This is a genomic window from Antiquaquibacter oligotrophicus (assembly GCF_020535405.1).
Lineage (GTDB): Bacteria > Actinomycetota > Actinomycetes > Actinomycetales > Microbacteriaceae > Rhodoglobus > Rhodoglobus oligotrophicus.
In genome coordinates this window covers 858,145-884,615 of record NZ_CP085036.1, presented here as the reverse complement: position 1 = coordinate 884,615, position 26,471 = coordinate 858,145, and the positions used below count along the sequence as shown (strand labels likewise).

General features: G+C 64.5%; 25 protein-coding genes and 1 tRNA gene. 13 read left to right on the top strand and 13 right to left on the bottom strand.

The genetic code is table 11. From position 1 onward, the window contains the following. The first annotated feature begins 151 nt into the window (after positions 1 to 151). The gene (locus tag LH407_RS04340) at positions 152 to 517 is read left to right on the top strand and encodes a hypothetical protein (RefSeq protein WP_322132521.1); all 366 of its coding nucleotides are present in this window, start codon (positions 152 to 154) and stop codon (positions 515 to 517) included. On the opposite strand, the gene serC is transcribed toward LH407_RS04340, so the two are convergent. Further along, positions 514 to 1,614, bottom strand: coding sequence for a phosphoserine transaminase (gene serC, locus LH407_RS04335; protein WP_322132522.1), 1,101 nt, complete (start codon positions 1,612 to 1,614; stop codon positions 514 to 516). The two genes, LH407_RS04340 and serC, sit on opposite strands and share 4 nt — an antisense overlap. A 40-nt stretch (positions 1,615 to 1,654) precedes the next feature. Between serC and LH407_RS04330 the strand changes: the two genes are divergently transcribed. The 5 genes from LH407_RS04330 to LH407_RS04310 all read left to right on the top strand — a co-directional run bounded on the left by LH407_RS04330 (position 1,655) and on the right by LH407_RS04310 (position 5,527). Further along, positions 1,655 to 2,344, top strand: a complete 690-nt coding sequence (locus LH407_RS04330; protein ID WP_322132523.1) for a metal-dependent transcriptional regulator — start codon at positions 1,655 to 1,657, stop codon at positions 2,342 to 2,344. Between the two features lie 218 nt (positions 2,345 to 2,562). Then, on the top strand, positions 2,563 to 3,354 hold the full coding sequence (locus tag LH407_RS04325) for a C40 family peptidase (protein WP_322132524.1): 792 nt from the start codon (positions 2,563 to 2,565) through the stop codon (positions 3,352 to 3,354). A gap of 339 nt (positions 3,355 to 3,693) precedes the next feature. Continuing rightward, on the top strand, positions 3,694 to 4,191 hold the full coding sequence (locus LH407_RS04320; RefSeq protein ID WP_322132525.1) for an HNH endonuclease: 498 nt from the start codon (positions 3,694 to 3,696) through the stop codon (positions 4,189 to 4,191). Positions 4,192 to 4,459: 268 nt separating this feature from the next. Next, positions 4,460 to 5,197 (top strand): CHAP domain-containing protein, encoded by a 738-nt coding sequence (locus tag LH407_RS04315; RefSeq protein WP_322132526.1) that lies wholly within the window; start codon positions 4,460 to 4,462, stop codon positions 5,195 to 5,197. A 258-nt stretch (positions 5,198 to 5,455) separates the two neighbouring features. Continuing rightward, positions 5,456 to 5,527: transfer RNA gene (locus tag LH407_RS04310), tRNA-Arg, on the top strand. Positions 5,528 to 5,566: 39 nt separating this feature from the next. Here LH407_RS04310 and LH407_RS04305 read toward each other — a convergent pair. Further along, positions 5,567 to 6,940 (bottom strand): hypothetical protein, encoded by a 1,374-nt coding sequence (locus LH407_RS04305; protein ID WP_322132527.1) that lies wholly within the window; start codon positions 6,938 to 6,940, stop codon positions 5,567 to 5,569. A gap of 96 nt (positions 6,941 to 7,036) precedes the next feature. Next, positions 7,037 to 8,674, bottom strand: a complete 1,638-nt coding sequence (locus LH407_RS04300) for a DUF262 domain-containing protein (protein WP_322132528.1) — start codon at positions 8,672 to 8,674, stop codon at positions 7,037 to 7,039. Positions 8,675 to 9,353: 679 nt separating this feature from the next. Here LH407_RS04300 and LH407_RS04295 point away from each other — a divergent pair. Then, on the top strand, positions 9,354 to 9,809 hold the full coding sequence (locus LH407_RS04295) for a hypothetical protein (RefSeq protein ID WP_322132529.1): 456 nt from the start codon (positions 9,354 to 9,356) through the stop codon (positions 9,807 to 9,809). A 272-nt stretch (positions 9,810 to 10,081) separates the two neighbouring features. Here LH407_RS04295 and LH407_RS04290 read toward each other — a convergent pair whose 3' ends face one another. The 4 genes from LH407_RS04290 to LH407_RS04275 form a co-directional block, all read right to left on the bottom strand. After that, positions 10,082 to 10,435, bottom strand: coding sequence for a DUF2200 domain-containing protein (locus LH407_RS04290; RefSeq protein WP_322132530.1), 354 nt, complete (start codon positions 10,433 to 10,435; stop codon positions 10,082 to 10,084). 67 nt (positions 10,436 to 10,502) lie between these two features. After that, positions 10,503 to 13,835: an ExeM/NucH family extracellular endonuclease gene (locus LH407_RS04285; RefSeq protein WP_322135035.1), complete on the bottom strand. Its 3,333-nt coding sequence runs from the start codon at positions 13,833 to 13,835 to the stop codon at positions 10,503 to 10,505. Positions 13,836 to 14,171: 336 nt separating this feature from the next. Beyond that, entirely contained in the window at positions 14,172 to 15,800 is a 1,629-nt protein-coding gene (locus LH407_RS04280) for an ABC1 kinase family protein (RefSeq protein ID WP_322132532.1), read from the bottom strand. A gap of 70 nt (positions 15,801 to 15,870) precedes the next feature. Then, positions 15,871 to 16,395: a PadR family transcriptional regulator gene (locus LH407_RS04275; RefSeq protein ID WP_322132533.1), complete on the bottom strand. Its 525-nt coding sequence runs from the start codon at positions 16,393 to 16,395 to the stop codon at positions 15,871 to 15,873. Positions 16,396 to 16,491: 96 nt separating this feature from the next. Here LH407_RS04275 and LH407_RS04270 point away from each other — a divergent pair, with 96 nt between their 5' ends. The 6 genes from LH407_RS04270 (at position 16,492) to LH407_RS04245 (ending at position 21,024) form a co-directional block, all read left to right on the top strand. Next, positions 16,492 to 16,890, top strand: a complete 399-nt coding sequence (locus LH407_RS04270; protein ID WP_322132534.1) for a PPOX class F420-dependent oxidoreductase — start codon at positions 16,492 to 16,494, stop codon at positions 16,888 to 16,890. Positions 16,891 to 16,954: 64 nt separating this feature from the next. Beyond that, a complete protein-coding gene (locus LH407_RS04265) occupies positions 16,955 to 17,365 on the top strand; it encodes a VOC family protein (protein WP_322132535.1) in 411 nt (136 codons plus the stop codon). A gap of 126 nt (positions 17,366 to 17,491) precedes the next feature. After that, positions 17,492 to 18,850, top strand: coding sequence for an ABC transporter substrate-binding protein (locus LH407_RS04260; RefSeq protein WP_322132536.1), 1,359 nt, complete (start codon positions 17,492 to 17,494; stop codon positions 18,848 to 18,850). A gap of 26 nt (positions 18,851 to 18,876) precedes the next feature. After that, positions 18,877 to 19,821 (top strand): carbohydrate ABC transporter permease, encoded by a 945-nt coding sequence (locus LH407_RS04255; protein ID WP_322132537.1) that lies wholly within the window; start codon positions 18,877 to 18,879, stop codon positions 19,819 to 19,821. Continuing rightward, positions 19,808 to 20,698 (top strand): carbohydrate ABC transporter permease, encoded by an 891-nt coding sequence (locus LH407_RS04250; RefSeq protein WP_322132538.1) that lies wholly within the window; start codon positions 19,808 to 19,810, stop codon positions 20,696 to 20,698. The genes LH407_RS04255 and LH407_RS04250 overlap by 14 nt, the downstream gene beginning before the upstream one ends. After that, a complete protein-coding gene (locus tag LH407_RS04245; RefSeq protein WP_322132539.1) occupies positions 20,695 to 21,024 on the top strand; it encodes an L-rhamnose mutarotase in 330 nt (109 codons plus the stop codon). Before LH407_RS04250 ends, LH407_RS04245 begins: the two co-directional genes overlap by 4 nt. Positions 21,025 to 21,047: 23 nt before the next feature. Here LH407_RS04245 and LH407_RS04240 read toward each other — a convergent pair whose 3' ends face one another. The 6 genes from LH407_RS04240 to LH407_RS04215 all read right to left on the bottom strand — a co-directional run bounded on the left by LH407_RS04240 (position 21,048) and on the right by LH407_RS04215 (position 26,419). Beyond that, positions 21,048 to 21,821, bottom strand: a complete 774-nt coding sequence (locus tag LH407_RS04240) for a FadR/GntR family transcriptional regulator (protein WP_322132540.1) — start codon at positions 21,819 to 21,821, stop codon at positions 21,048 to 21,050. A gap of 26 nt (positions 21,822 to 21,847) precedes the next feature. After that, the gene (locus LH407_RS04235) at positions 21,848 to 23,014 is read right to left on the bottom strand and encodes a mandelate racemase/muconate lactonizing enzyme family protein (RefSeq protein WP_322132541.1); all 1,167 of its coding nucleotides are present in this window, start codon (positions 23,012 to 23,014) and stop codon (positions 21,848 to 21,850) included. A gap of 72 nt (positions 23,015 to 23,086) precedes the next feature. After that, positions 23,087 to 24,022: a sugar kinase gene (locus tag LH407_RS04230; protein ID WP_322132542.1), complete on the bottom strand. Its 936-nt coding sequence runs from the start codon at positions 24,020 to 24,022 to the stop codon at positions 23,087 to 23,089. Continuing rightward, entirely contained in the window at positions 24,019 to 24,648 is a 630-nt protein-coding gene (locus LH407_RS04225) for a bifunctional 4-hydroxy-2-oxoglutarate aldolase/2-dehydro-3-deoxy-phosphogluconate aldolase (protein ID WP_322132543.1), read from the bottom strand. Before LH407_RS04225 ends, LH407_RS04230 begins: the two co-directional genes overlap by 4 nt. Then, on the bottom strand, positions 24,645 to 25,400 hold the full coding sequence (locus LH407_RS04220; RefSeq protein ID WP_322132544.1) for an SDR family oxidoreductase: 756 nt from the start codon (positions 25,398 to 25,400) through the stop codon (positions 24,645 to 24,647). The genes LH407_RS04225 and LH407_RS04220 overlap by 4 nt, the downstream gene beginning before the upstream one ends. Continuing rightward, a complete protein-coding gene (locus LH407_RS04215; RefSeq protein ID WP_322132545.1) occupies positions 25,397 to 26,419 on the bottom strand; it encodes a zinc-dependent alcohol dehydrogenase in 1,023 nt (340 codons plus the stop codon). Before LH407_RS04215 ends, LH407_RS04220 begins: the two co-directional genes overlap by 4 nt. Positions 26,420 to 26,471: the final 52 nt, after the last annotated feature.

Genomic DNA, 26,471 nt, shown 5'->3' with positions numbered 1-26,471 from the left:
CGGCGGCGAGTTGCGCGGGGGCGCAGGTTTCGAGACGCGCTCCTGCGGAGCGCTCCTCAACTAGCGGGGTCTGTAGTACCTGTTGGTTGAGTAGCCGGGCGCAGCCCGGCGTCATCGAAACCAACGCCTCAAAGAGACATAGGTTGTTGTCATGCGTGCACTCGGTCTTATCGTCGCCGGGGCGATGGGAGGGATCGTCCTCGCGGTTGTGGCCTCGTTCGCGGCCAGAGCGGCGGACCCCGAATACGAAATGTTCCTGGGGTTTGCTGTGATGGCCGGGATGGTCGTGGGTGCCGCCGCAGGACTGCTGGCGTGGCTCGGGTCCCTTGTTGGCGAGGCGGTTGCGAGATCGTCGCGGGCTTCCGCTCCGCTGGGAGCAACGGTAGTGACTTCCGCCATCGGAGCGTGGCTGATCGCCAGCAGCGGGGGAGCGGTCTACGCGATCGTGTTCGCCGCGGTTGCCATCGCCGCCACTCCGGCCATCGTGCTGTGGATGGACTTCGTGAAAACGAGCTAGAGGTTTTCGAGCACGTAATCGATCGAGGTGATGAGGGCGCGCACGTCGCTCGGGTCGATCGCGACGAACGTCGCAACGCGCAGCTGGTTGCGCCCCAGCTTGCGGTAGGGCTCGGTATCGACGATGCCGTTCTCGCGGAGGGTCGCGGCGACGGCCGCAGCATCCACCGACTCGTCGAAGTCAATCGTGACGACCACCTTCGAGCGGTCGGCCGGGTCCGCCACAAACGGGGTGGCGACGGAGGATGCCTCGGCCCAGTCGTACAGCGCCTGCGACGACTCGGTGGTGCGAGCATCCGCCCACGCGAGGCCGCCGTTGCCGTTGATCCAGTCGATCTGGTTCTCGAGCAACAGAAGTGTTGTGAGGGCGGGAGTGTTGAGGGTCTGGTTGAGGCGCGAGTTGTCGACAGCGTTCTTCAGCGACAAGAACTCGGGGATGTAGCGATCGGATGCCGCGATCCGCTCCACACGCTCGATAGCCGCTGGCGAGAACAGCGCGAACCACAGCCCGCCATCGCTCGCGAAGTTCTTCTGCGGCGCGAAGTAGTAGACGTCGGCCTGCGAGGCATCGAAGTCGATGCCGCCAGCCGCGGACGTGCCGTCGATCACGGTGAGTGCGTCACCCGCAACCCGGGAGATGGGCGCCATGACGCCCGTCGACGTCTCGTTGTGCGGCCAGGCGTAAACATCGACGTCGTCGAGTTCGACCTCAGCCCGTGTGCCGGGCGCGGCGTTGATGACGCGGGGTGCCTGAAGGTGCGGTGCCTTCGCGGCAGCGGCGAACTTGGCACCGAACTCACCAAACGTGAGGTGTTCGCTGCGGTTCTCGATGAGCGAGTAGGCGGCGGCATCCCAGAACGCGGTCGATCCGCCGTTGCCGAGAACGACCTCGTAGCCGTCGGGGATGCGGAACAACTCGCCGAGTCCTTCGCGCACACGTCCCACCAGGTTCTTCACCGGCGCCTGGCGGTGAGATGTGCCGAGCACGGTCGCGCTGGCGGCCAGGTGCTCGAGCTGCTCGGTGCGAACCTTGGAGGGGCCGCAGCCGAATCGTCCGTCGACGGGCAGTAGTTCGAAGGGAATGCTGATGCCGGGCATGCGTTCAATCCTAGAGTTCTCGCAACGTTAGGCTGGACTCATGACGGACCTCGTCGATACCACTGAAATGTACTTGCGCACGATCCTCGATCTCGAGGAGGAGCACATCGTGCCCCTGCGCGCGCGCATTTCGGAGCGCCTCGGACACTCGGGCCCGACGGTCTCGCAGACCATCGCGCGTATGGAGCGCGACGGTCTCGTTGTCGTCGAGGGCGACCGCCACCTGGAACTCACCACCGAGGGGCGGTCTCGCGCGGTCCACGTCATGCGCAAGCATCGCCTCGCCGAGCGCCTGCTCGCCGACGTCATCGGTCTCGACTGGGCATACGTGCACGACGAGGCATGCCGTTGGGAGCATGTGATGAGTGAGCAGGTGGAGCGACGACTCCTCGACATGCTCGGCAACCCCACGGAGTCGCCGTATGGCAACCCGATCCCCGGCCTCGAAGAGCTGGGTGGCACGGCGGCACCCGCCTTCATGGACGGTGTCGTGAACCTCGTCGAGTTCGTTGCTGCGGGGGATGCCCGCACCGCCGTGATCCGTCGCCTGGGCGAACCCGTGCAGTTCGAGCCGGAGCTGCTCCAGCAGCTGCAGAACGCGGGAGTTGTGCCTGGTGCATCCGCCACATTCTCGGCCGCCGGCTCCTATGTCGCGGTTCAGGTTGACGGTTTCGACGAGGGACTCGAGCTGCCGAACGAGGTCGCGGTCCACATCTTCGTGGAGCGCTAAACCGCGCCACTTGAAGCGCTGAGGCGCTTTCATGACACGCGAACAGGTGACATTCGCCGCAAGGTCGCGTACACTCGCTAGGTCCCGCAGATCTGACACCCGATCGTGGACGCTGAGGTGAGCGCCTCGCAAAGCCCGTCTCACCCAGGTACGTGAATACATATACGGAACGGATGGGGCAACAACCTACAGTTGCCGAGGCGCCAGGAGGTCACCTCTTGACGAATGCAGGACCCGAGCACGACCGCAGTACCGAAGTAGCAGTTCAGTTCAAGGCCATCGCCTCGAAGCTCACCCTCCCGACTGCACCCCGAATCTCCCGCCCGAGCGCCAAGTCTGTGCGCTCCGGCATCCTCAGCGTCGCCGTCATGGGACTCGTCGTTCCCGGGCTCTTCGCCACCGTGGCATTGCCCGCGTATGCGTTCCGTAGCCCCGACGCAGCGATCCAGGCGTCCGGCGAACTGGAGACCCTCAAGAAGGCGGATGCCCAGAACCTCACGGTCGCGGGTTCCGCTTCGGTCCTCTCCGCAAGCCGCGATGGCTTCGGCGCGACCAGCCCGGAGGAACTCGCTGCAGCACGCGAGGCAGAGGCGGCCGCTGCTGCGGCTGCCGCCGTCGCGGCATCCGGGCCCTCGATCTCCGATCTGCTCGCCAACCCGCCATACCCGAGCTTCGACCTCGCGTCGGTGGCAAGTGTTGCGCTGCAGTACCAGGGTGTTCCGTATGTCTACGGTGGCGCGACCCCCGCAGGTTTCGACTGCTCCGGCTTCGTCTCCTACGTGTACGCGCAGTTCGGTATCGCGCTTCCGCACTCGGTGTCGGGTATCGCCGCAATGGGCACCCCGATTGCGACCGAGGCAGCACTCCCGGGCGACATCGTGACTCTGCCCGGCCACAACGGCATCTACCTCGGCGACGGCATGTTCATCGACGCCCCCGACTACGGTGACGTCGTGCGCGTGCGACCCATCTACGACAGCGGCTACTACATCGTTCGCATCGGGATCTGAGTTTTCGCGTACGCCGCTACGGCCAGCCAAGTGAAGGCTGGGTTACGTCTTCGCGTCGCGTAACAGTTGCACCGACAAACTGGGTTACCCTGTAGCCCTCGGAGTAATTGCGTACGAGGAGAGCCCTATGTGTCGCAGGTGCAGCATCCAAACCGTGGATGCGCGTGCCTACTTCTACATACGGCACAGCGGGCAGGGCGCGGTCAGCCGCGCGCTCCAATGAGGCATCGTCTTAGTTGACGGTGCCTTTTTTGTTGCCCCGAAGTCGCCGCGCGCGCAGCTGGTCTGAGGTTGTCGAACCCGCCTGCAAGCCGTGCAGGCCCTTCGAGAGGATGACCGTTGCGAACCCTGGTACTCAACGCGGGCTATGAACCGCTCGCCGTCGTGTCCTTCAAACGAGCGCTCGTGCTCGTCATGAATCAGAAGGCGACGATCGTCGCCGCCGATATCGAACACCCCGTGTGGGCGGCGGATGGCGCGTGGGAACGCCCGTCCGTGATCATCCTCCGAAATTACGTGCGCATCCCGACGGGCCGCCACGTTCCCGTGTCGCGCCGAGGCGTGCTGCGCCGCGACAACAACCGTTGCGGCTACTGCGGCGGGTCCGCGAACACCATTGACCACATCATGCCCCGGTCGCGAGGCGGCAAGGACACGTGGGAGAACCTCGTCGCCTGCTGCCTCCGCTGCAACAACATCAAAGGCGACCGCACACCAGCGGAGATGAACTGGAACCTGCGCAGCCAGCCGCGCCCCCCGCACGGCACCTCGTGGCTCGTTCGCGGAATCGAACGCGCGCTTCCCGACTGGGAGGAATACCTCGCACCTGCGGCTTAGCAGGGAATCCATTACCTCAAATGGACTTGAGCGAGTACCTCGCGTACCCTCGAACGGAGTCCTGAACCCGAAGGGAACCGCATTCGTGGTTGACCGCACGCCATCCAGAAACTTGGATGACCTGTTCGACCCTGCATCAGCGCGGGGTAATTCTGCGGATGCCCCTGCCCAGGTTCAGCACGAGTCGCGCCGCGCGGCCCGCCAGGCGGCGGCGCTCTCGGCAGCCGCTCCGCGGCCCACACGGCAGAAGCAGCCACGGGTTCGGGCCGTGAAGAAGACACTTCGTACCTCCGAGGTGCGGGAGGTTCGGGCATCCGGGCCCCAGCCCTCCAAGCGCAACCCGCTGAGCGTTCTCGCAACGATGACCGCAGTAGGCGGGTTGTTTGCTGTCGCGGCCATTCCCGCGTACGCGACGCAGCAGACCCAGGTGATCGAGGCGAAGGCGCCCGGCACCACGCAGACCATCCAGGTGAGCGACGACATCGCGGCGAGCATCGCCACGCGCGACGGCTACAGCGCCACCACGCCGGAGCAGCTCGCACAGGCGAGTGAGGATGCCGTGCGCGCTGCGGCCAACGAGGCCTACCTCGCGTCGGGCGCTCGTGAGATGGGTGACGACTACCCGTGGCCCTACGAGATCATGGACAACCAGCTCTCGCCGCTCAATTACTACTACCGCGAGTGTGTCGACTTCGTCGCGTGGCGCATCAACCGCGACCAGGGCTCGTTTGCCCCGCCGTTCAAGTGGGTGTGGTCGAACCTCACCCCGTACGGCGGCAACGGCGGCCAGTGGCAGTACAACTGGGAGTCGCTCGGCCGCACCATCTCGAACGTGCCGATCGCCGGCGCGGTCGCCTACACCGGCGGCAACCACGTGGCCTACGTGAAGAGCGTCAATGCCGACGGCACCGTGACGCTCGAGGAGTACAACTACGTGCCCGGCATGTACAGCCAGCGCACCATTCCCGCGTCGTCGGTGGTGTCGTTCCTCTACCCTCCCAGCTAGGGCCGCTTGCTCGACTTGTCGCCGAGTGATGCCATTTGGCTGCTCTGGCGCCTTATTTAGCGACCGTTTGGCAACACTCGACGCCTGTCGCGCGCAACTACACTGGATGCACCAGGCCTCTGTAGCTCAATGGAAGAGCAGTTCCGTCCTAAGGAAAGAATGTTCCCTCACGGGTTCAGGTTTTCCGGGGTTTTCAAGTGTTTTCGTGGGGCAAACATGGGGCAGGGTAGAAGAAACTCCCTGGTAGGGAAAAGGTTGGCCTCCGTAGCTCAATGGAAGAGCGTGCGCGTCCTAAGCGTTAGGTTGCAGGTTCGAGTCCTGTCGGGGGCACTCAGGCGATGTTAAGCCGCGAGTCCCGCGCCCGGACTCTTAGCCACCTAGTTGACCCTCTAGCCACTTCCAAACCGTGGCGAACGCAGCGCCTTCGATCCGGTTTCCGTTCCGAACAAGGAAGTCCTTGAGTCTCTGACGGGCCCCAATCCGCGCTGGTGCAGGCGCCCCAGGATCGGAAAGTTCGCGCGTGTCAGATTCAAGTGCGTTCATGGAGTCGCCGCCGAACTCGCGAATCAGTTTGATTAGATCGTCAGCGGGTGTTCCGAAGGTGATCGAGCCGTTTACGTTCTGAGCCACAACGCCTTCGACATGGTGGAAGAACTGCTGTTGAACGACCAGTTGAGGGAATGCGGATCCCGGAAGAGTCTTTTGAGTGTAAGGGCTAGACGCAAAAGGAGAATGAGGTACGAGCTCTTGGACCCAGCGTTCAATCTCCGCGGGAGGGACAGCTTGCAGTTCGTCGACCAGTTCGGATTCAAGCTGCTGTTGAATCGCGAGTGTTCGACGATCTCGTTCGTGTTTCGTATCTAGCAGTACTCGGCGAGCCTCCTTCGAATACTTTGCCACTAGTTCCCTAGCGCGCCGCGGCTCAAGGCCCATTTCGTTCAGCATTCGCTCCGCAGCCTCCGGCTCGTCAATAACGCTAAGAAATGCGGTGAACTCCTGGAGTTCGGTACTCATTTCGGCTGCAGTCGTTCCTGGTTCCCCATAGAACTCAATCACGCGTCCGCTTGGAGTCCTGTACCCTTCCTGCCTCACCGTCTGATGCTTCACCGCACCTAGCCAGTCGTGAAATAGTTCGAGGAGCTTCGCCAACTCATCCTCATACAACCTCCCCGACGGCACGTAGATCCGGAACAGAAGATTGCCTTGCGAGTCATCGACGAACGATGCAGCGAGAACCGAGGCTTCGGCGTTGCGCTTATACGTGGACATGGTCAGGCCATGACTTGCCAACAGCTCTTGAACGTGGGCGCGAACTTCGTCTGGCACGGTCCCGAAGTACGCTTTGGCAACTCGATCGTTCCAGGATCCGTCGTCCCAGTCGTCGTCGACCACACCTTCGTCGTTCTCTTGAAGAGGTTCGTTTGGCAGCTCAAGTCCCGGCGCGCTTGCGACAGCCTCGTGCACAAGGAGGATGTGCGGCACCTTCGTAAGCGCGTTCAACAACCCTGCGGCGGCATCGCGGTAGCGATCCTGGTGTAAGCGTTCAAAGTCCTTACCGGTGAGCTTGACGATCGCCCCGGTGAGGTCGGGGCGTTCAAGGAGCTCAGTGATCTTTCGCCAGTTTGCCGGCCCTGACGACAGCGCTTTGGATACGTACTTGCTGCCAGATGTTGTGATCCTCGTAGTGACTGATTCGCTAAGAACCGACCCAACTGCAAGGTAGAACCCGGGACTAGTTGCCATACTCAAATTCTCTCAGCAGGCGCGACATCGAGCACTGGCCGCTCGGAGGTGTCCCGCCATCGCCATCGCCTTTGTCTAGCTGGGTGGCGGGCTGGCCTAGTGCGCTGGCCACGCGATAACGGCGAGGTCGGCGAGTTCGCGCGTTCGCTTCTCGATCTCCGCCCTGCCCCAAGTTGATTCACTCGCCAGACTCTTGGTTAGCTCAAAATCTGATGTCGCGTAGTTGGTCTTTTTGGCGCTGAATGGTTTCGCACCCAGATCCCGGTTGAGTTTCTTCTCAAGGATCGCGAGGTTGCCTATCGTTCCGACGATCTCATTCAGGTCAGGGTCGGACTTGCCTGCGCTATTCGAATAGACATGCTCGATGTTGTAGGACGTAGATGCCCAGTCCACCGACCGCGGGGCCCGGCCAGCTTTGGACTCAGCCGCGCGGTCAAGCATCGCAAGCACGTATTTCGCCCGTGTTGTGGGAACTGCGCCGTACGCGACAAAGGCGGCCTTGAAGGTTGAATCGGTCGGGATCAATTTAGCGAGGTGCGTTCGAACTGCGCTTTGGTTGGTTGCCGCACCGGTGGTAATTGCGACGGCGGCAGTGCCGAAGGCTTCCTCGGACTGCTGTCCGCCGATTCGTCCGTCGAACTGGGCACGAACTGACCACTTCGACAGCTTGACCAGCAATTTGGACGCGCTGGGTTTGGTCCACTTTAGAAATGCGGCCATGAGTGTCGGAAAACTGCTCTCAAATCCAAATCGGCGGTACGCAAGGAGTGCGTCCCGAACGTCGGTGTCCTGAGTAGACCAATACGCATCGTCCGGGTTGCGGAGCGCGCGGTACACGTCGCGAGCCTTCAAAAGCCTCTCGACATATTTTCTAGCATCTGCGCCCGGCTGCTCGAGCTCGGTCTGGATGGAGCGGTAGAGCCGACGCACTTGCACTGCACCATTACGTGTCGCGTACTCGTACCGGATGAAGCGCACCAAATCGTCCGCCTTATCGAAGCCCGATTCAAGCGCGACCCAGGAGTGCTCGAAGTAGCGCATATGTGCACCGGCCTTGCTGAACAGGTAATTCTTGAGCAGGTCTGCGGTGGTCAGGTCTGCGCCGCGGTCGTTCAGTGTCTCAAAGATCACGTACGCTTCGGAAAGCCCGGAAGCCACAGCGACTAGGACTTGCACGCGGGTCAAGAGCTGAGTCGCGACTGCGTTGACCAGATCAACTTCCTTTGGAGTCGGTGCGACCTCCCGCAAGTGATTGAGGCAGACGTCGTAGCAGGCGGTCAACAGGTGGTCATCGTCGGCGTTTGCTCGGTCGCCATCAAGCAGCAAGTTGTAGGTCGGGACGTCTTTGGGGCTCAAAATCAGTCTCTCGACTTCCGCCTGTGCCGAAAGCGCGTATCCCCGCAGATATTGTTTTTCGGTCTCCTCTGCTTGTTTCGCCAATCCGTACTCAGCGAGGAGATCGCGGATGGCCATGAAGAACACCGCTGTAGTTGCAAGGCGCTGCTGGCCGTCGACAACTTGTAATCGATCCTTCGGATCCGCAGGCTTAGCAAAGACGGCAGTCCCCATGAAGTACGCGTCGCCACGCGACCTCGCGGCCTTTAGATCGGCCAAATATTCCTCGACATTCTCCTGCTTCCACGAGTACGCGCGCTGGAAGCGTGGAACCTCGAGCAACTGGTCCCCGAGGATGTGACCGAGTTGGTCATGGTTGAAGTCGGTGTCGTTCGCCACTGAATCTCCTTCGGGAATTCCCCAAACTCTATCCGCAGACGAGTCCGGATTAGCGGAACCGGCTTTCTGCGTGCCACTCGAAGACCAGCGCTGCTCCGTTGAGGCGACATCCTCGTATCTCCGGCGTGGGGCAGAACGTGGGGCAAACGTGGGGCAACAGCCGTGGCAATCCCCTTCAATCGCTTGCAATCCGCGCGACCAAAACTGTCCAACAATCCCGTATTCCCGCGGATCTCGGCCTAGAGACTGCGATGGATTGCAATCTCTTGTTTCGCGATCGTGACCGTCCTAAGGAAAGGGTTGGGGGTTCGAGTCCCTCCAGGGGCACGAATGTGAGAAGCCGCCTGCGGGCGGCTTTTCACATCGTGCCGGTGGGTGGCCCCTCGGATGCCGGGGGTCCCCGCCCCGCCGGTTCCGACGGGTCGCGCTTCGCAGTCACTTGCACTTGCGGCTTACCGCGACGTGGCGGCCGTGCCGGTGGGGCGTCGAGTCCCTCCAGGGGCACGACGTAAGGCGTCGCCTTTGCGAGAGGCAGCGCAGCACCTTCTCCGCTGACTCGAGAGATCGTCGCTGATATGCCTCTGCCGCGCGATCCCCGGCGGGCGTAGGCTCCTGGACCATCGCGCATTTCGTGCGCACTAAGTTGAATCTCGTGCGGTATTTCCCATTGGATCGGGGCATGATGCATCAAGGCCATACTCGCCTCGGCGGGATCCTCGCGATCGCCGTTCTAATATCGACCCTGACGGCCTGCTCGTTCCTTGATTCTCGCGAGATTGAACTGCAAGAGGTAGTAGGCACTTGGACTTACGTGGCTCCCACCGGGCACACATCCGAACTGTCGATTTCACGTGACAACTCGTTCACACTAGAGAATGCCCCGCAGGAGTTTTTTCCCTTCGGTCACGCTCGCGAGAACTCTTCATGGAGCGACGGAATCGGCTCAAATGAGATCGCCGACATCACTGGCACTATCGACCTCGTCAATAGTGCCTCGGAGATTAGATTCGATATTGATGATCCGGATTCGTTTAATGGTTCGCGGCAGGGCTGGCTGAACAGGATTCGCGACTCGATTAGCTTCTACGTCGGCGACCCGGATGATGAGGTTGTGGCCGAGTACACGCGCGACTGACATGCGTCGGTTGCGCGGTTCTGTGGTTCTCACAGGGATTTCATCATCTGAAGAGGCCGCCAGCCACGCCGCACGCAGGTTCGTGGCCGGTCAACTCCCACCGACAGCAGTGCCTCCCTGGTGCACGCACATTGAAGAGCTTCGCGGAGTCACCCAGGCGCGTCACATCAATGCGCAGTCGACTTCATGTCACGCCGAGTGATGCCATATGGCTGCTCTGCGGGTCGTTTTAGCGACCGTTTGGCAGCACTCGCTGCAGCAGGGGCAGCGCGCTACGCGCCCACGGGCATCCGGAGCACTTTCTCCATGGGTTTGCCCTTGTAGAGCTCGTCGACGAGTTTGTCGAGGTAGCGGATCTTCTGCATGAGGGGGTCCTCGATGTGTTCGACGCGCACGCCGCAGATCACACCCGTGATGAGGTCGGCGTGCGGGTTGAGGTGGGCCGCCGCAAAGAAGTCCTGGAATGTCGTCTGAGCTGCGAGGTGCCCGGCGATCTCGGCATCGGTGAAGCCGGTCAGCCAGCGGATGACCTCGTCGAGTTCGGCCTGGGTCCTGCCCTTGCGCTCGAGCTTCTGCACGTAGAGGGGGTAGACGCTTGCGACGGGCATCCCGAAGATCCGGTGCATGCCTCGAGGGTAGCCGCAACACGAAGGGGGCGACAGGCTCGCGCCCGCCGCCCCCTCGTGTCACCTCTTATCTACCGGTGCACGGCGTGAGTGCGAACACGTCCGGGTAGAGGGATGCCTCGCCACCGAGGAGTGTCACGTGGTCAACCCCAAGCGACTCGAAGTCGGCCAACACACCCGCGGTCACACACGTGCCCGGCGCCAAGAACAGCGGGGCGCCAGCCGAGGCCGCCCACGCAGAGCCCGCGAGAGCATCCGGGAAGTTCGCGCCCGTCGCCACGAAGGCACGGTCGGCCGCGTCGAATGCATCAGCGTTGACCGAGCGCGCCGCCTCGTAGCGGTCGACACCGCCGAGGCGCACCGCGGTGGTCAGGGCCGCGACATCCTCGAAGACGCCGGGTGTCACGGATGCCTCGCCTCCAAGCACGCGTGTGTCGCTGGTGCCGAGGTCCGCCAGCAGCGTCGCCGTGTCAGCGTCGAGGTCCGTTGCCGAACCTCGCACCAGCACGACGGGCGCGCCCTGGGAACCGGCGGCTCCACCCGCAGCCAGAGCATCCGGGAACTTCTCGCCCGTCGCCACGTACACGAGCGGCACGTCGGCTGCACCGAACGCGTACTCGGCGACCGCGCGCGACACCTCGTAGCGATTGGCTCCGGCGATGCGCACCGTTTCGTCCGCGAGCGCCGCGAGGTCGTTGAACACACCCTCACTCACCGAAGCGGTCCCGCCGACGACAACGATCTTCGACGGCTGGAGCCGTGCGATCTCGCTCGCGATCACGGTCGGCAGTTCGTTCGGGCGCACGAGGAGGAGCGGGCCGCCCTCGGCCGCGGCCGCGGGGCCAGCGGAGAGAGCATCCGGGTAGTTCTCGCCGCTCGCGACGTAGACGACCGGCGCCGTCTCCGGGTAGGCGGCCTGCGAGATGTTGCTCGCGACCTCGTAGCGGTTGGCGCCGGCAACGCGGTCGACGGTGATCCCGGTGTCGCTCGTGAGATCCAGGCCGACAATCACGGGGTCGTGGTCGCTCGAGCGGAACACCGACTCGTCGTAGAACAGCGTCGCGTTGTAGTTGTAACGGCTGTACTCGAGGGCCACCGGCTCACCCGCGTTGATGTTCCAGATGTCGACACCCGTCACCGCGGCCGCCGCTGCCGGCGAGGCGATGATGTGGTCGAGCGAGCCGACCCGGCCCTGGAACGCATACGTGTACTCGCCCGTGGTCGAACCGAGGTCGGTGTATCCGGCGTCGTAGAAGACCTTCATGGGGTCCTCCTGTGTGTACGCGTTGAAGTCACCCGTGAGGAACACCATGTCGGTTGCTGCCGCGGCGGCCTGCTGGTCGGCGAATGTTACGAGTGCTTGTGCCTGTGCGACGCGGGACGCATTGGATGCACCCTGCCCGTCGTTCTGGTCGGCATCCGGTCCGCTTCCGCTGCTCTTCGACTTGAAGTGGTTGGCGATGGCGACGAACGTCGTCGACTCGTCGCCGCCCACCGGGCGGAACGCTTGCGCGAGGGGTTCGCGTGCGTTGCCGAAGGCAGGGGAGTTCAGCAGGATGCTCGACTCACCGATCGGCGCGATCGCCGCACTGCGGTAGATGAACGCACTCCTGATCACGTCCTCGTCGGCGGGCACCGCGGCGGGCGAGGGAACGAAGTCCCACACCTCGCCGTCGAGGTCGGCGTTGAGGGCATCCACGAGGTGGCTGAGGGCCTCGTCGCGATTGGTGTCGAACGCCGCCGAGTTCTCGATTTCCGCGAGGGAGACCACGTCCGCGTCGAGCGCGTTGATGGCGGCGACGATCTTCACCTGCTGTCGCGCAAGGTTCTCGTCGTTCGCGGCTCCGCGCGCGTCGCATCCTTCGTCAACCGAGATGGGATTGTCGTTGCGATCCCGGTAGTAGATGCAGCCCGTGAGCTCGTCGCCGGTGGTGGTGAAGTAGTTGAGCACGTTGAAACTTGCGAGGCTCACATCGCCCCCGACATCCTCGGGCTCGTCGACTCGAATCTCACCGAATTCCGCCGTCTGCACGGTCGCTGCGTTCTCGACGGTGAGTTGCGTCGTGGGCTGCAGCTTCCAGGTGTTGTTGCGGAAGTCGAAGATCATCGGCGACGTAAACGTCACCGGTGCCCCGACGGAGATGACGTCGGTCGTGAGGTAGGGGAGCGGCGTGTTACGGGCGTCTCCGATGAGGAAGTCGATGCTGGCGCCGTCGTCGAGTGTGATCGCCCGGGCCGCGTTGTCGGCGACCACAGCCGCGTACTCCGCGGTGCCGGGGCGAGCGATCTCCGTCGGCTGGATGAGGGGGGCCGTGCCCACCGCGAGACCGATGTCTGCGTACTGGTTGGTCGTGTAGTTGTTCGAGACGGTGAAGTCGCCCTGCGGTGCGAGAAGCATTCCTTCAAGGGCTTCGCGCCCTTCGACGGTCCCGGGGATCGCGATCGCCGCCGGCGTCACACCGGTCGCGGGGTTGTCATCGACGATCGTGAGGTCGTCGGCGCTTTCGACGATCACCTCGGTGAGTCCGTTGAACTCGTCGACCTCTCCCGTGACCTCGACGAGGTCGCCGATCGAGACGGAGCCGACTGTCGACGGCGAGTAGACGAAGACGGCGTCGGATGCCGCGTGGCCCTCGCCGATCGTTCCCGTGCCCTGGGTCTGGATGAAGTACCCGCTGTACCCACCCGTCGGGTAGGCTGCGGTGACGATACCCGTCGTGATGACGAGGTCACCGTGGAAGGGGCTTTCGCTGCCGGTCCCCTGGATCTCCGCGATGGTGGCTTCGACTGCGGGGCCGGGCTCCTCGATCTCCGGACCGGAAATGCCCGCGAAGGTCTGGCCGCTGTTGATGGTGCCAAAGCTGCTGGTGGCCGGGCCCGTCCACGTGAAGGCGGATGCGACATCCCCCGTTCCGATGCGCTGCAGCGATGAGCCGACGGGCGCGTTGGACGGCTGCGAGACCCCTACGTCAACGCTCGTCATTCCGGATGCCGGGCCGTTGGTCGCGGTCATGACTCCCTCGTAGGAGAGGAACTCGACCACGGTGGTTCCGTTGACCAGCGCCAGGCCGTCCGGCGAGCCGTTCTGCATTCCGGGGGCCGGCACAACGACCGTCGCGGTCGCGCCGACGGTTCCGCTCAGGGGGAGCGTGCCGTAGGAGGCTCCGTTGCTTCCGTTGTACAGCACGATGCTCCACCCCGTGAGGTCGGTACCGGGTGCCGCCGCGACTTCGATCGCTTCGCCGACATCGGCTCCGTCGTTGTCGTAGTGGAATTCGTTGATGAACACCGCGGTCTCAGCGGCGTGCGCTGGCGCGGCAGCGAGGGGCGCGGCGATGAGGGCCGCCCCGATCACCCCCACGCACCAGGCTCTGGTTCTGATGGATCGACTGGGTGACATGTTTCGCTCCTCGTGTGATCGACCGGCTGTTGCCACGGGGCAGACGTGCGCGACACCGCGCGAATCCCCCTGACCTTTCACGCTAGGTCGGTGATGCGCACGCGCCGTTTCCACTTCGTGAACAGGATGTGAACCCCAAATGGGGGTCACCTGAAAGGTCTACCCCAGGGAGCCGACATCCGTCTAGGACGCGAGTGCCTGCCGATCGACAACGTTGCGGAGGATGGCGCGCCGAGAGCGGGCATGCAGCGGGCCACTGCAGGGCGTGTCATCCTCCGCAACGTTTGGATAGCAGGGATGCCCAGGCCAGCGTGGTCGGGCTGGCGATCGGGGGCGCTACCGCCCGCGACCACCCAGCACAACGTGGAGGAGCGGCACCACCGAGGCGCCCATGAGCACCCAGCCGAGCACCTCGTCCGTCGGGCGCAGGAGCACCCCCGCGATGAGCAGCGCCGAGAAGACGACGGCGGAAGCGACCCGACTGACGGCGCGCTGGAGGAGGCGCATCCGTCGGTCCAGTTCCGGGGTGCGCACGGCGACTTGTCCGCGTTCGACTCTCGCCGCCAGTTCGTCAACGCGGCGGGGGAGCCGCGCGAGTGTTGAGGCGAACGACACGGCTTGCTGACCGAACTCCCGCAACGCGCCCGTGCCGGGGTTCAACACGGTGCGCGCGAAGGGTTCGACGGCGTCCCACATGTTGAAATCGCGGTTGAGTGCGCTCGTGACACCGGAGATGAGCGAGATCGTGCGGATGAGCAGGAGAAAGTTCTCGGGCAGTTGGAACGGCAGTGAACGGATGGTTTCCCCGAATCGTGCCGCGAAGACCTCGAGTTCTCGGGGGTCCACCCGTTGGAGCTCCGCTACCCCCATGCCGCCGAACCTGTCGAACAGGGCGGACATGGCCCGCTCCAGTTCGTCCGTCTCCGTCGACGGCAGGAGCACTTCGAGTCGTTCGAGCGAGGCGACGAGGGCGCGCGAGTCCCGGGCGACGACGGCGAGGATGAAGTCACGCAGCCCAGCGCGGAGGGTGTCGGTGATCTCGCCCATCATCCCGAAGTCGATGTAGGTGAGACGCCAATCGCCGGGCTCGCCGGTAGCCCCCGGGGTGACGAAAATGTTGCCGGGGTGCGGGTCGGCGTGGAAGAAGCCCGCGACGAAGATCTGCTGGAACGTCGCGCGTGCGAGCTCCTGAGCTACCTCCGCGGGGTTGATGCCGGCGGCGGTGAGGCCCGCGACATCGCTGATCTTGATGGCCGTGACATCCGAGAGCGTGAGAACACGCAGAGTGGTGCGCTCCCACACGACCGTCGGCGCGGCAACTCGCGCATCCCCAGCGAAGTCGGCCTCGAAACGCTCGGCGTTTGCGCCCTCGTGCAGGTAGTCGATCTCTTCGAGGCTCGTCGCGGCGAACTCCTCGACCAGCGCTGGCGCATCGACACGCGATGACACGATGCGCACACGCGCGAGCCACCGCGACACTCGCCGAAGGGCCGCGAGGTCGACCTCGACGATCGATTCGATGCCGGGGCGTTGGACTTTGACCACAACGTCCGTGAAACCGAGATCGGCGGCGAGGCCCTCCGACAGTGTCGCGCGGTGGGCCTGGCCGAGGGATGCCGCGGCGATGGCCACCGGGTCGAACGAGGCGAACGCGTCCGAGAGTGACAGCCCCAACTCCGCTTCCGCCTGCGCACGAATCCTCTCGAACGCTTCGGGCGCGACTTCGTCTTGGAGTCCCTCGAGCTCGCGAGTGATCTCGGGTGGGAGCACGTCGAGGCGCGACGACATGAACTGTCCGACCTTGATCATCAGCCCGCCGAGTTCGATGGCGAGACCGTGAAAGCGTCGCGCGACCTTCTGCAGGCGGGGGATTCGCCCCCGCGCGGCGAAACGCGCGAGACCGAAACGCGGGAGCACGAGTTCGAACCACCACGCTTGCACGAGCACACGCGTCGCGAAGCGCATGATGCGCCGGTAGCGCGCGCGATGTTGTTGGAGGGCAGGCGGCTCAGTTGTGCCGCTGCTCGGCATCCCCTCAGTCCTCGGCGAGGATCGTGTAGATCTTGCGCCGTGCTTCGTCGATGACGGCGACGGCGCGGTCCTGCTGGTCGCGTGTTCCGGACTGGGCGACTTGCGCTGCGGCCTGTGCGAGCTTGGCGCCCGCCTTGGGGAGTTCCGTCTTCGCTTCCCATTCGCGCGACCGGCGCGGCGCCCAGGGGAGGGGGCCTTCCGCCGATTCGTCGGCGACGGCGCGGCCGCTTTCGGTGAGCGAGTACACCTTGCGTTCGCCCTGTTGCTCGGCGGTGACGAGTCCTTCGTCGGCGAGGAGCTGCAGCGTGGGGTAGATGGATCCGGGGCTTGGCTTCCACGCGCCGTTGGTGCGCGCTTCGATGGCCTGGATGATTTGGTACCCGTGCATGGGCTGTTCGAGGAGGGCAACGAGGATGGCGGTGCGGATGTCTCCGCGCCCCATTCGTGCGGCGACCTTGGGGGCGAAGGCTTCGCGGAGGCCGTCGAGGCTCTCCCAGAGATCGAAGCCGGTGGGGGGTGTGGTGCGCATGGCGTGTCCTTTCCCGTCGCGGCATCCGGCGATACCTAGCGATACGTAACGATACATCGTTGACCTGGGAGGCGGGTGGGCGTGGGATGCTGGGGTGTGCGCGACTTCACTACCGTCCATCTGACCGACGAAGCCCGACAGTTTCTCAGCGATTACCACTTGGCAACACTCTCCACCGTCGCGAAAGACGGCTCGATTCACGTCGTACCGGTCGGCTTCACGTTGCGCGACGGCGTGGCCCGCATCATCTCGGGCGGGGGCTCGCAGAAGGTACGCAACATCGAACGGGATCCGCACGTGACGATCTGCCAGGTCGAGGGCGGCCGGTGGATCACCATCACGGGAACGGCACGCGTGGCGAGGGATGCTGCATCCGTCGCCGAGGCAGTCGAGCTGTACGCGGGCCGCTACCGGCAGCCCCGCCCAAACCCCGAACGTGTGGCGATCATCATCGAGATCGAGGGTGTGCTGGCAAGCCAGGGGATGTTCGACTAACACAGTGCCGCGCGACGATGTCCCCGTGGCATCCTGGAGTGACCGACCTGACGAAGGAGTTAGCGTGGCCATTCATCTGAACCCGTACCTGAATTTTCGGGACTCTGCGCGAGAAGCGATGGGGTTCTACCAGTCCGTGCTCGGCGGCGAGCTGTCTGTGATGACCCTCGGTGAGTTTCAGATGGCGGATGACCCCGCTGAGGCCGACAAGGTTATGCACGCCCAACTCGAAACCCCAACGGGCCTCATCCTCCAGGGAGCCGATGTCCCGAACTCGATGGGCTTGACTCCCGGTGACAACGTCTCGGTCTCGCTTCACGGCGATGACAACACCGAATTGCAGCGGTACTGGGACGGCTTGACCGCAGGCGGAACGATCATCGTGCCGTTCGAGGTCGCACCCTGGGGCGACCGGTTCGGGATGTTTGTCGACCGATTCGGTATCAACTGGCTCGTCAACGGCGCTCCGGAGTAGACCTCCACCAATGAGGACGCGGATTTTTCGCGCCATTGCGAATACGTCACATGTATGATCTACTACGTATAACGCCGATACCGGCGCGCTAGTCGTCAACGACGTCGACCCAGAAAGGCACGCGACATGTCATCACAGCATCGCCGACCGTTCACTCGATCCCGCCGCATCTTTGCTGCCACCGCCGCTGTAGCGGTTGCCGGCATGCTCGCCGCGTGCTCGGGCGGCACGGGTGAAGTAAACGAGGATTACGGCTTTGCCATCGCCGAGCAGGTAGAGGGCAGCCCCATCACGATCTGGGCAGACGCCACGCGTCAGCCCGCGGTCGAGGCCTTCCAGGCCGCACACCCCGACATCGAGGTCGACCTCGTCATCGACGACGGTTCCGCGAGCGGATCCGCGACCTTCCAGACCAAGATCGCGCTTGCCGACCAGGCCGGTGAGGGATGGCCGGATGTCGTCTTCTCGACTCAGAACAACGATGCATCGTGGGCGTCCAAGGAGGCCAACGGCGTTCAGGCATTCGCGGCGCCCCTCAACAAGGGCTACTTCGATGAGGACTTCCTCGATGGATTCACATCCGGCGCTCTCGACCCGCTAACGGTCGACGACACCGTGTGGGGTCTGCGCAACGACCTCGCCCCCGTGCTCTTCTGGTACAACCAGCAGCTCATGGACGAGTTCGGCTACGAAGTTCCCACCACGTGGGAAGAGTACGAGGCACTCGGCGAGCGTCTTGCCACCGAGCACCCCGGTTACTTCCTCGGTTCGGTCGGTGACAGCTTCGTCGGCCCCTACGTCTACTACTGGGCGGGCGCAGCGCCCATCTTCCAGGTCGACGGCAACACGTTCAGCTCGGACGTGAACGCGCCGAACTCGGTGCGCGTCACCGAGATGCTCGACACCATGGTCGCCAACGGCAGCCTCATCCAGGACAGTGTGTTCAGTGCCGAGTTCGTTGCGAAGTCGGCAAACCTCCTCGCGATCCCCGGCCCTGCCTGGTATGCGGGTGCACTGTTCCAGAACCCCGACAGCGTCAACGCCGCCGAGGGTCAGTGGGGCACCGCTGAGCCGCTCTACTGGGAGGGTGACGAGAAGGTCACCGGCAACGTCGGTGGTGGAACGTGGTTCGCCTCGAGCCACTCGCAGAACCTCGAAGCGGTCAAGACCTTCCTCGAGTACATCGTGAGCGACCCCGAGGTTGCGGGTACGGGTGGCCTTCCCGCCTACCAGTCGGCAGCCGACACGTGGGTCGCCGACCAGGCCTCGAGCGGATTCTTCTCCGGAGACTTCGAGACCTCGATCAACACGGCTGCCTCGAGCGTGTGGAGTGGCTGGGGCTTCCCCAACTTCAGCGCTGAGACCTCGTACTCGAAGATCGTCGTTCCGGCTCTCGCTGCAGGTCAGTCCATCGCGGATGTCGCGGACGCCTGGCAGACCGAGATGGAGAACGAAGCGACCGTCGTCGGTTACACCGTTCAGTAAGAGAACCCCCACCCGAAACTGATTCGATGAGTACTAACACCCCGCTGGCTGCCGCTCCCCTCACGGAGCGGCAGCCAGCCGGCGTGCGCCGAGGCCGCGCCGGAAGCACTACCCGAGCCCAGGCCGTCACGGGGTACTTCTTCGTGAGTGGTTACACGCTGTTCCTCGTCTTCTTCGGCATCCTCCCGGCGTTGTACGCGGTCTTCCTCGCGTTCACCAAGCAGGGCGCCTTTGTCGGTGTCGACAACTTCGCGAGAGTTTTTGCCGACTACCGCTTCCTTCCCGCGGTGGCCCACGTCGCCGCCTACGTCGCCATCTGGTTGGTGGCGCTCCTGCTCTTCGTTGTTCTGCTCGCCCTCATCGTTCATGCGATCCGCGTCCGCTGGCTCTCCAACGCATCGCGCTTCATCTTCTACATCCCCGGCGCGCTCGCGGGGGCCGCGAGCGTCATGCTCTGGCTGTTTGTGCTCGACCCGACGGTGAGCCCCGTGTCCTTCCTTCTCAGGGCCCTCGGGAGCGAAAGCCTCGTCACGACCGTCCAACTCGACTCACTGCCGATCGTTCTCGCGATCATCGCGTTTTGGACCGGAGCGGGCGGATGGATCGTCATCATGTACGGCGCCCTCAACAACATCAGCACCGATGTGATGGAGGCCGCCCGTATCGACGGATCTGGCCCGATCTCGACGGCCTGGTACATCCAGATCCCGCTCCTTCGTAAGTGGATCTCGTACATGGCGATCCTGTCGCTGGCCGCGGGAACCCAACTCTTCGTTGAGCCGCGCGTGCTGTCGCAGGCCACGCGCGGCGTTGTGCCCCAGGATTACTCACTCAACCAACTCGCGTTCCTCTACGCGTTCCGTCAGAACGACTTCAACGGGTCAGCTGCGATCTCCCTCGTGTTGCTTGTTGTCGCGCTCGGACTGTCGGTCTTCTTTGTGTTCCGTGGAGGTCTCTTTGAGCGCGACTAATGCCCCCAAGACGGCCCTCCGGTGGACGGGCCGAGGCATTGCCGGCATCATCATTGTCGGCTTCGTCCTGTTCTTCATCACGCCCATCGTGTGGCTATTGCTCGCGCCGACCAAAAACGCGCGCCAGCTGCTCCTCGACAACCCGTTCTCATTCGGCGGGTTCGATCAACTCGCCGCCAACTGGGAGAGTCTCACGAGCTTCCAGAACGGTCTGATCTGGGTGTGGCTCGGCAACGCGGCGTTCTACTCACTTGTTGCCCTCGTCATCACCCTCGTGATCAGCATCCCGGCCGGCTATGCACTAGCTCTTACCGAGTTCAAGGGTCGCAGTACGCTGCTGGCCATCACCCTCATCGTGATGTTGATCCCCAACACGGCACTGGTGCTGCCCGTGTTCCTCGAATTGAGCGCGGTGAAACTCGTGGGAACCCCGCTCTCGGTGATTCTGCCGTTCTCGTTCTTCCCGTTCGGGGTGTACCTGACCTACATCTACTTCTCGACGACGGTCTCGCGTGATCTGCTCAACGCTGCACGTATTGACGGCGCGGGGGAGTTCCGGGTTTTCGCGCAGGTGGCGATGCCGCTCGCCACGCCCGTTATCGCCCTGGTTGGCTTCTTCAGCTTCGTGCAGAACTGGAACAACTACTTCTTGCCGTACGTCATGGTGCCGGGCCGCAGGGCGCCCATCCAGGTCGGCATCGCCGAACTGCTGTCCAACGTGCCGCAGTTCAATCCGACCAACGCGTCGTCGACAACGATCGACCTTCCCACCCTCGCTCTCGCAACACTTTTTGCCGTTGCACCGGTTCTCCTGATATTCCTGTTCTCGCAGCGTTTCCTCGTTTCGGGAATGACTGCGGGAGGAACAAAGGAATGACTCGTCGCTTCGGCATGGCTTGCCGTGTTCTACCCGAGAAGCGCGAGGAGTACCTCGAATTGCACTCCGCGGTCTGGCCGCAGGTCGAGGCCACCATCACCGAGTGTGGCATCCGTAACTTCACGATCTTCGTCCGCGGTGATGTGCTGTTCGGCTACTACGAGTACATCGGTGAGGACTACGACGCCGATCAGGCCAAGATGGCGGAGGATCCCGTCACTCGCGAGTGGTGGTCACGCACCGACCCGTGTCAGTACGGGTTCGACGATGACGCTCCCGAGGGTGTGCGCTGGCAGGAGTTCGACGAGGTCTGGCACCTCGACTAGGCCGACGTGCGCGGCAGGCAGCGCTAGGAGCGCTTCGGCTCGTCCTTCGGGCGACGTCGCGCCCACGCGCTCGCAATGTGCTCCTGCATCGCTTGGGCTGCACCGTCAGCATCACCCTGGAGGATCGCCTCGAGAATCCTGCGGTGCTCATCGAGAGTGATGTCCATCGCTTCCGGGCCCTGATTGCCGGTGAAGCGGGCGCTCTCACGCGCGCGGGCGAACAGGATGCGCGTGATGTTCGCCGCGAGACGGATTCCGGACTGCTCCATGATCAGGTAGTGGAACGCGGCATCCGCATCGTTGTAGGCGTCGAAGTCCCCGAGGTGCTTCGCGGTCTCGTCGAAGGCGTTCTGGAGGTCGGCGGATGACTCGGGGCTGAGGCGTCGCGCGGCTTCGGCCGACATCGACGCTTCGAGGCTTGCGCGCACGATCGTGAGCTCGTCAAGCACACCGAGTGTGTCGTCGTGGTCGACGAGCGCGGACAGCACAACGGGGTCGAGCACGTTCCACGCGCTCGGCGGGTTGACGGTTGTGCCGCGACCCTGCGCGACGACCACGAGACCCTTCTCCTCGACTCGTTTGACGGATTCGCGAATCACGGTGCGGCTCACCCCGAATCGCTGGCTGAGGGTACTTTCGGGGGGCAGTACATCGCCGGGCTCGAGCTCACCCGTGACGATCGCGGCGACAAGGTCGGCGACTACCGCGACGCCTAATCGTGCCGGGGGAGTCCTCGGGTCGGAGCCGCCGAGCACGGAGCGTCGCAGGGGGACGGGACTCGCGACGTGCTCACTCATGGGTTTCAGTGTAAAGGTCAGAGGCTTCAGGCCAACGGAAGCGCGGCGCGCTCGGCGACGAGCTGCAGCCCCGCGCGATCCGGCCGCACGTGCGGGCCTTCCTTGATGAGCCAGGATGCCTCGGTCTTGGCCGCGGTCGCGATCTCATCCTCGTCGATCGTCACGCCAACGCCGGGGGTTTCGCCGAGAACGATGCCGCCGTCGGAGTACTCGACGTCGATGGTGATGCCGAGCGGCGATCCGAGGTCTTGCACTTCAGCCGAGAGATGGTTGGGGATCACGGCCGCGGCATGGGCTACTGCCGGGTTGGCGGTGAGGCCGACGGGGCTGACCGGGAGGTCACGACTGTGTGCGGCGTAGGCGACTCGAAGGAAGTGCGTGATGCCCCACACGCTCGCGGCCTGTACGACATCGACTGCTCCGGCGTCGAAGAGCGGGGTGTACTGCTCCAGTCCCGTGAGGTTCTCGCCTGTGGCGACGGCGGCGCGGATCGAGCGTGTGAGTCGCGCGTGGCCCGCGGCATCCCAGCGACGCAGCGGCTCTTCGATCCACGTGAGGTCGTGCACGGCCTCGACAGCCGCGATGTGGCGGACGGCCTGCTTGAGGTTCCACGATTCGTTCGCGTCGAGCATGAGGGCCGGGTGCGCGGCGTTGCGACGCAACTCCTCGTAAATGATTCCGAGACGACGGTTGTCGTCGTCGACGTTGCGGCCGCCCTTGAGTTTGCCCGAACTGAACCCGCGCTCGGCCATGGTCTTGTAGAACGAGGCGAGCTGGTCGTCGTCGAGGGCGATGTCGAGCCCGGAGGCGTAACCGGCGACGAAGCGGTCACCCCCGCCGAGCAGGCGCCACAGGGGTTCACCCGCGAGTTTGGCCTTGATGTCCCACAGCGCCATGTCGAGTGTGCCGAGTCCACCGAAGGTGGCGCCGGCGTGGCCAGCTTTGAAGACGCGCGCGAGCATCCGGTCATAGAGCATGGAGACGGCTCGTGGATCCTGCCCGTCGAGGGCGGGGTAGAGGCGATCGATGTCCTGGTGGGAGCCCATGCCGACACCCGTGATGCCTTCGTCGGTCTCGAGGACAACGACGGGGACCTCGGTAATGCCGGAGCTCACGAAGCCGTTGACGTCGCCCACGGGGCGACCCCAGTCGTGGAAGGTACGCAGAGCGCGGTATCCCGTTATCTTCATCATCGCCCTTGACGGTCTCGATATCGCGACGATCAGTCGCGTCTAAACAGCATACATCACACGTAGGATCAATCCCTAGCGTTGAACGGGGTCCGATCCGTCCAGAAAACCCAGGTCCTGGCGATGCGGAAGACTCTCCCAATCGCCAGCTCCGAGGCACGCGAACGCACCAGCAAGCACCGCGGTGCCGAGCGCCTGCTCGGAGCTCAGCCCCGAGACGTACTCGGCCAGGTACCCCGCCGCGAAGGCGTCACCCGCGCCCACGGTGTCGGCCGGTGTGATGGGTACCGCCGGGACACGGAAAAGGTCTCCATCGATGAGGGCGACGCATCCCTCAGCCCCGAGCTTGACGAGAACCCGGGTGGGCCCGAGTCCGCTGAGCGCGACCGCGAGCTGCTCCGGGCTATCGCCGTCGACGAGAAGTCGCGCCTCATCGTCGCCGGCGAAAAGGATGGTGGAGCGCGCCGCGAGGGAGCGGTAAACCGCGCCGGCGTCACGGTCACGCCACAGCGACGCGCGGTGGTTGATGTCGAGGGAGACCGGGATGCCCGCTCCCGATGCGATTTCGATGGCGCGATCCACCGCGGCACCCGCCGTCTCCGAGAGTGCTGGTGTGATCCCCGTGACGTGGACGACGGATGCCCGGCCGACGACCTCTTCGTCGATGTCGTCCGGCTCGAGCCTGCTCCCGGCGCTGCCGCGGCGGTGGTATTCGACTCTCGTGCGGCCGGCGACCGGCCAGCTCTTCATCATGAGCCCGGTCGGGGCATCCGGGTCGACGGTGATCCGTGACGTGACCCCTTCGGCGCGCAGTTCTCGCGCGATGAGGTCACCGGTGCTGTCAGATCCGAGTCTGCCGATCCACGTGGATTCGACCCCGAGTCGCGCGAGTCCGATGGCGAGGTTGCTTTCCGCCCCACCCATGCCGAGTCTGAACCCGGTGGGACGCGGCCCCGGGTTTTCGGCCACGAGCAGACCCATGGTCTCGCCGAGTGTGACGACGCCGCTCACGGTCGAACGCCGATCGCGCGTGTGGCTTCGGCACTCAGTCGGGCAATCGTGGCGAAGTCTCGTGCCTCGAGGTGAGCGCGCGACGCCATCCACGACCCGCTGACGGCGGGCACCGCGGGGTCTGCGAGGTATTCGGGGGCGGTGGCGGCCGTCACGCCGCCGCTCGGCACGAACCCGATACCGGGGAAGGGCGCGGCGAGCGCGCGAATGGTGGCGAGCCCGCCGAGGCGATCGGCCGGAAAGAACTTGACCGCGTCGAACCCGGCATTCACGGCGGCCATCGTCTCGCTCGCCGTGGCGACGCCGGGGAGTACGCCGAGTCCGAGAGACCGGGTCTCATCGACGAGTCCCGCATCGAACCCGGGGCTCACCACAAACGTTGCGCCCGCGTCGCGAGCGGCGTGCAGTTGCTCGCTCGAGATCACCGTTCCGGCGCCGACAGTGAAACCCTCGATGGCTGCCATGGCGGCGATCGCGTCGGCTGCCGCGTTCGTGCGAAACGTCACCTCGGCGCATCCGATCCCGCCCTCCGATAGTGCGTGGGCGAGGTCTGCTGCCGCTCCCGCGTCGTCGATGACGATCACCGGCACGATGCGGTGTCCCGCGAGAGCGCCGAGGCTACTCATCGCCCCAACCAGCCGCCGTCGACCGGGAGCGTGATGCCCGAGACGTAGTCGGATGCGGGCGCCGCGAGAAACACGGTCGCCCCGGCGAGGTCGCTCGCGCGACCCCATCGCCCGGCGGGGATACGGGAGAGGATCGCCTCCGAGCGGTCGGGGTCATCCTGCAGTGCCTGTGTGTTGTCGGTCGCGATGTACCCGGGTGCGATGGCGTTGACGGTGACACCGCGCTGCGTCCATTCGTTGGCGAGCGCCTTCGTGAGCCCCGCGATGCCGGACTTCGCGGCCGCGTAACCCGGTACCGTGATGCCACCCTGGAACGACAGCAGGGACGCCGTGAAGATGACCTTGCCGTACCCGCGCTCGAGCATCCCGGCGCCGATCGCCTTGGTGAGCACGAAGGGGCTCGTGAGGTCAACCTGCAGCACCTCGTCCCACCACTCCTGCGGGTGCTCGGCTGCTGGCGCGCGACGGATGGTGCCTGCGTTATTGACGAGAATGTCGATCGGTCGTGCGGCGAGGGACTCTGCGAGGGATGCCACGGCCGAGGCATCCGCGAAGTCGCACGAGATCGCCTCGAAGCTGCGCCCGCGCGAGCGCACCTGGGTGGCGATGTCGCTCTCGTCGGTGAGGGAGGCGCTCACACCGATGATGTCTGCACCGGCTTCGGCGAGGGCATCCGCCATCGCATAGCCGATGCCGCGGCGCGCGCCGGTGACGACGGCGAGGCGCCCGCTCAGGTCGAACGCGCCGGTCATGCCGCACCGCCGATCTCAACGAGAACCTTGAGCGCGCGGCCGTTCTCCAGGTCGGAGACGCCGTCGGAGATCTGATCGAGCGGAACGATCTTGCTGATGACCTCGTCGACGGGGATAGTGCCGTCGCGGAGCAGCTCGATGGCGCGCTCGAAGTCGGTGCGCTGGTACACGCGTGCACCGAGGATGCGCAGCTCACGCCAGAACACACGCTGCAGGTCGATCTCGCGCGGGGTGGGGTGAATGGCGACAACCACGATGGTTCCGCGGACCTTGGCGAGCCCGGTCGCGGCGAGCACTGCCGCCGGCGCACCCGATACCTCGAACACGACGTCGGCGCCCGCGCCGTCCGTCCAGGCGGTCACCCACTCGGCGGCGTCAACCTCGCGCGGGTCGATCGTCTCGAATCCGAGTCGCGCGATCTGCTCGCGGCGCTGGGGCTCCGGTTCGCTCACGGCGACGATGGCTCCCTCGGAGCGGGCGACAGAGGCGATGAGCACACCGATGGGTCCGCCGCCGAGAACAACGACGTGGTCGCCAGCTTTCAGCTCCGACCGCCGCACGTCGTGGACGGCGACGGCCACGGGCTCGGCGAGCGCCGCGTTCTCGAGCGAGAGGTCGTCGGGTACCGCTACGAGGAGGTCGGCCGAGACGTTCCAGCGCTCCTGGAGAGAGCCGGGGGAGTCGATTCCCACGAACACGAGGTTCTGGCAGATGTGGCTGCTGCCCGCGATGCAGGCCGGGCACGTGCCGTCCCACTCGAGCGGCATCACGGTGACGTGATCGCCGGTTTTCCACTCGGTGACTCCATCGCCGACCGCACTGATGGTGCCGCTCATTTCGTGTCCGAAGGTCAACGGGGTGGTCACACGCGCATCCATGTTGCCGTGCAGGATGTGGAGGTCGGTGCCGCACAGTCCTGTGTAGGCGACGGCGATCTGCACCTCGCCGTGGCCGGGTGCGGATGCTTCGGTTTCGGAAATCTCGATGGCATGGTTGCCGGTGTACGCCGCTGTACGCATATCGCTCCGTAATTCGTGTGATGTACGATGAATTGTAGTCCCGACAAGGAGG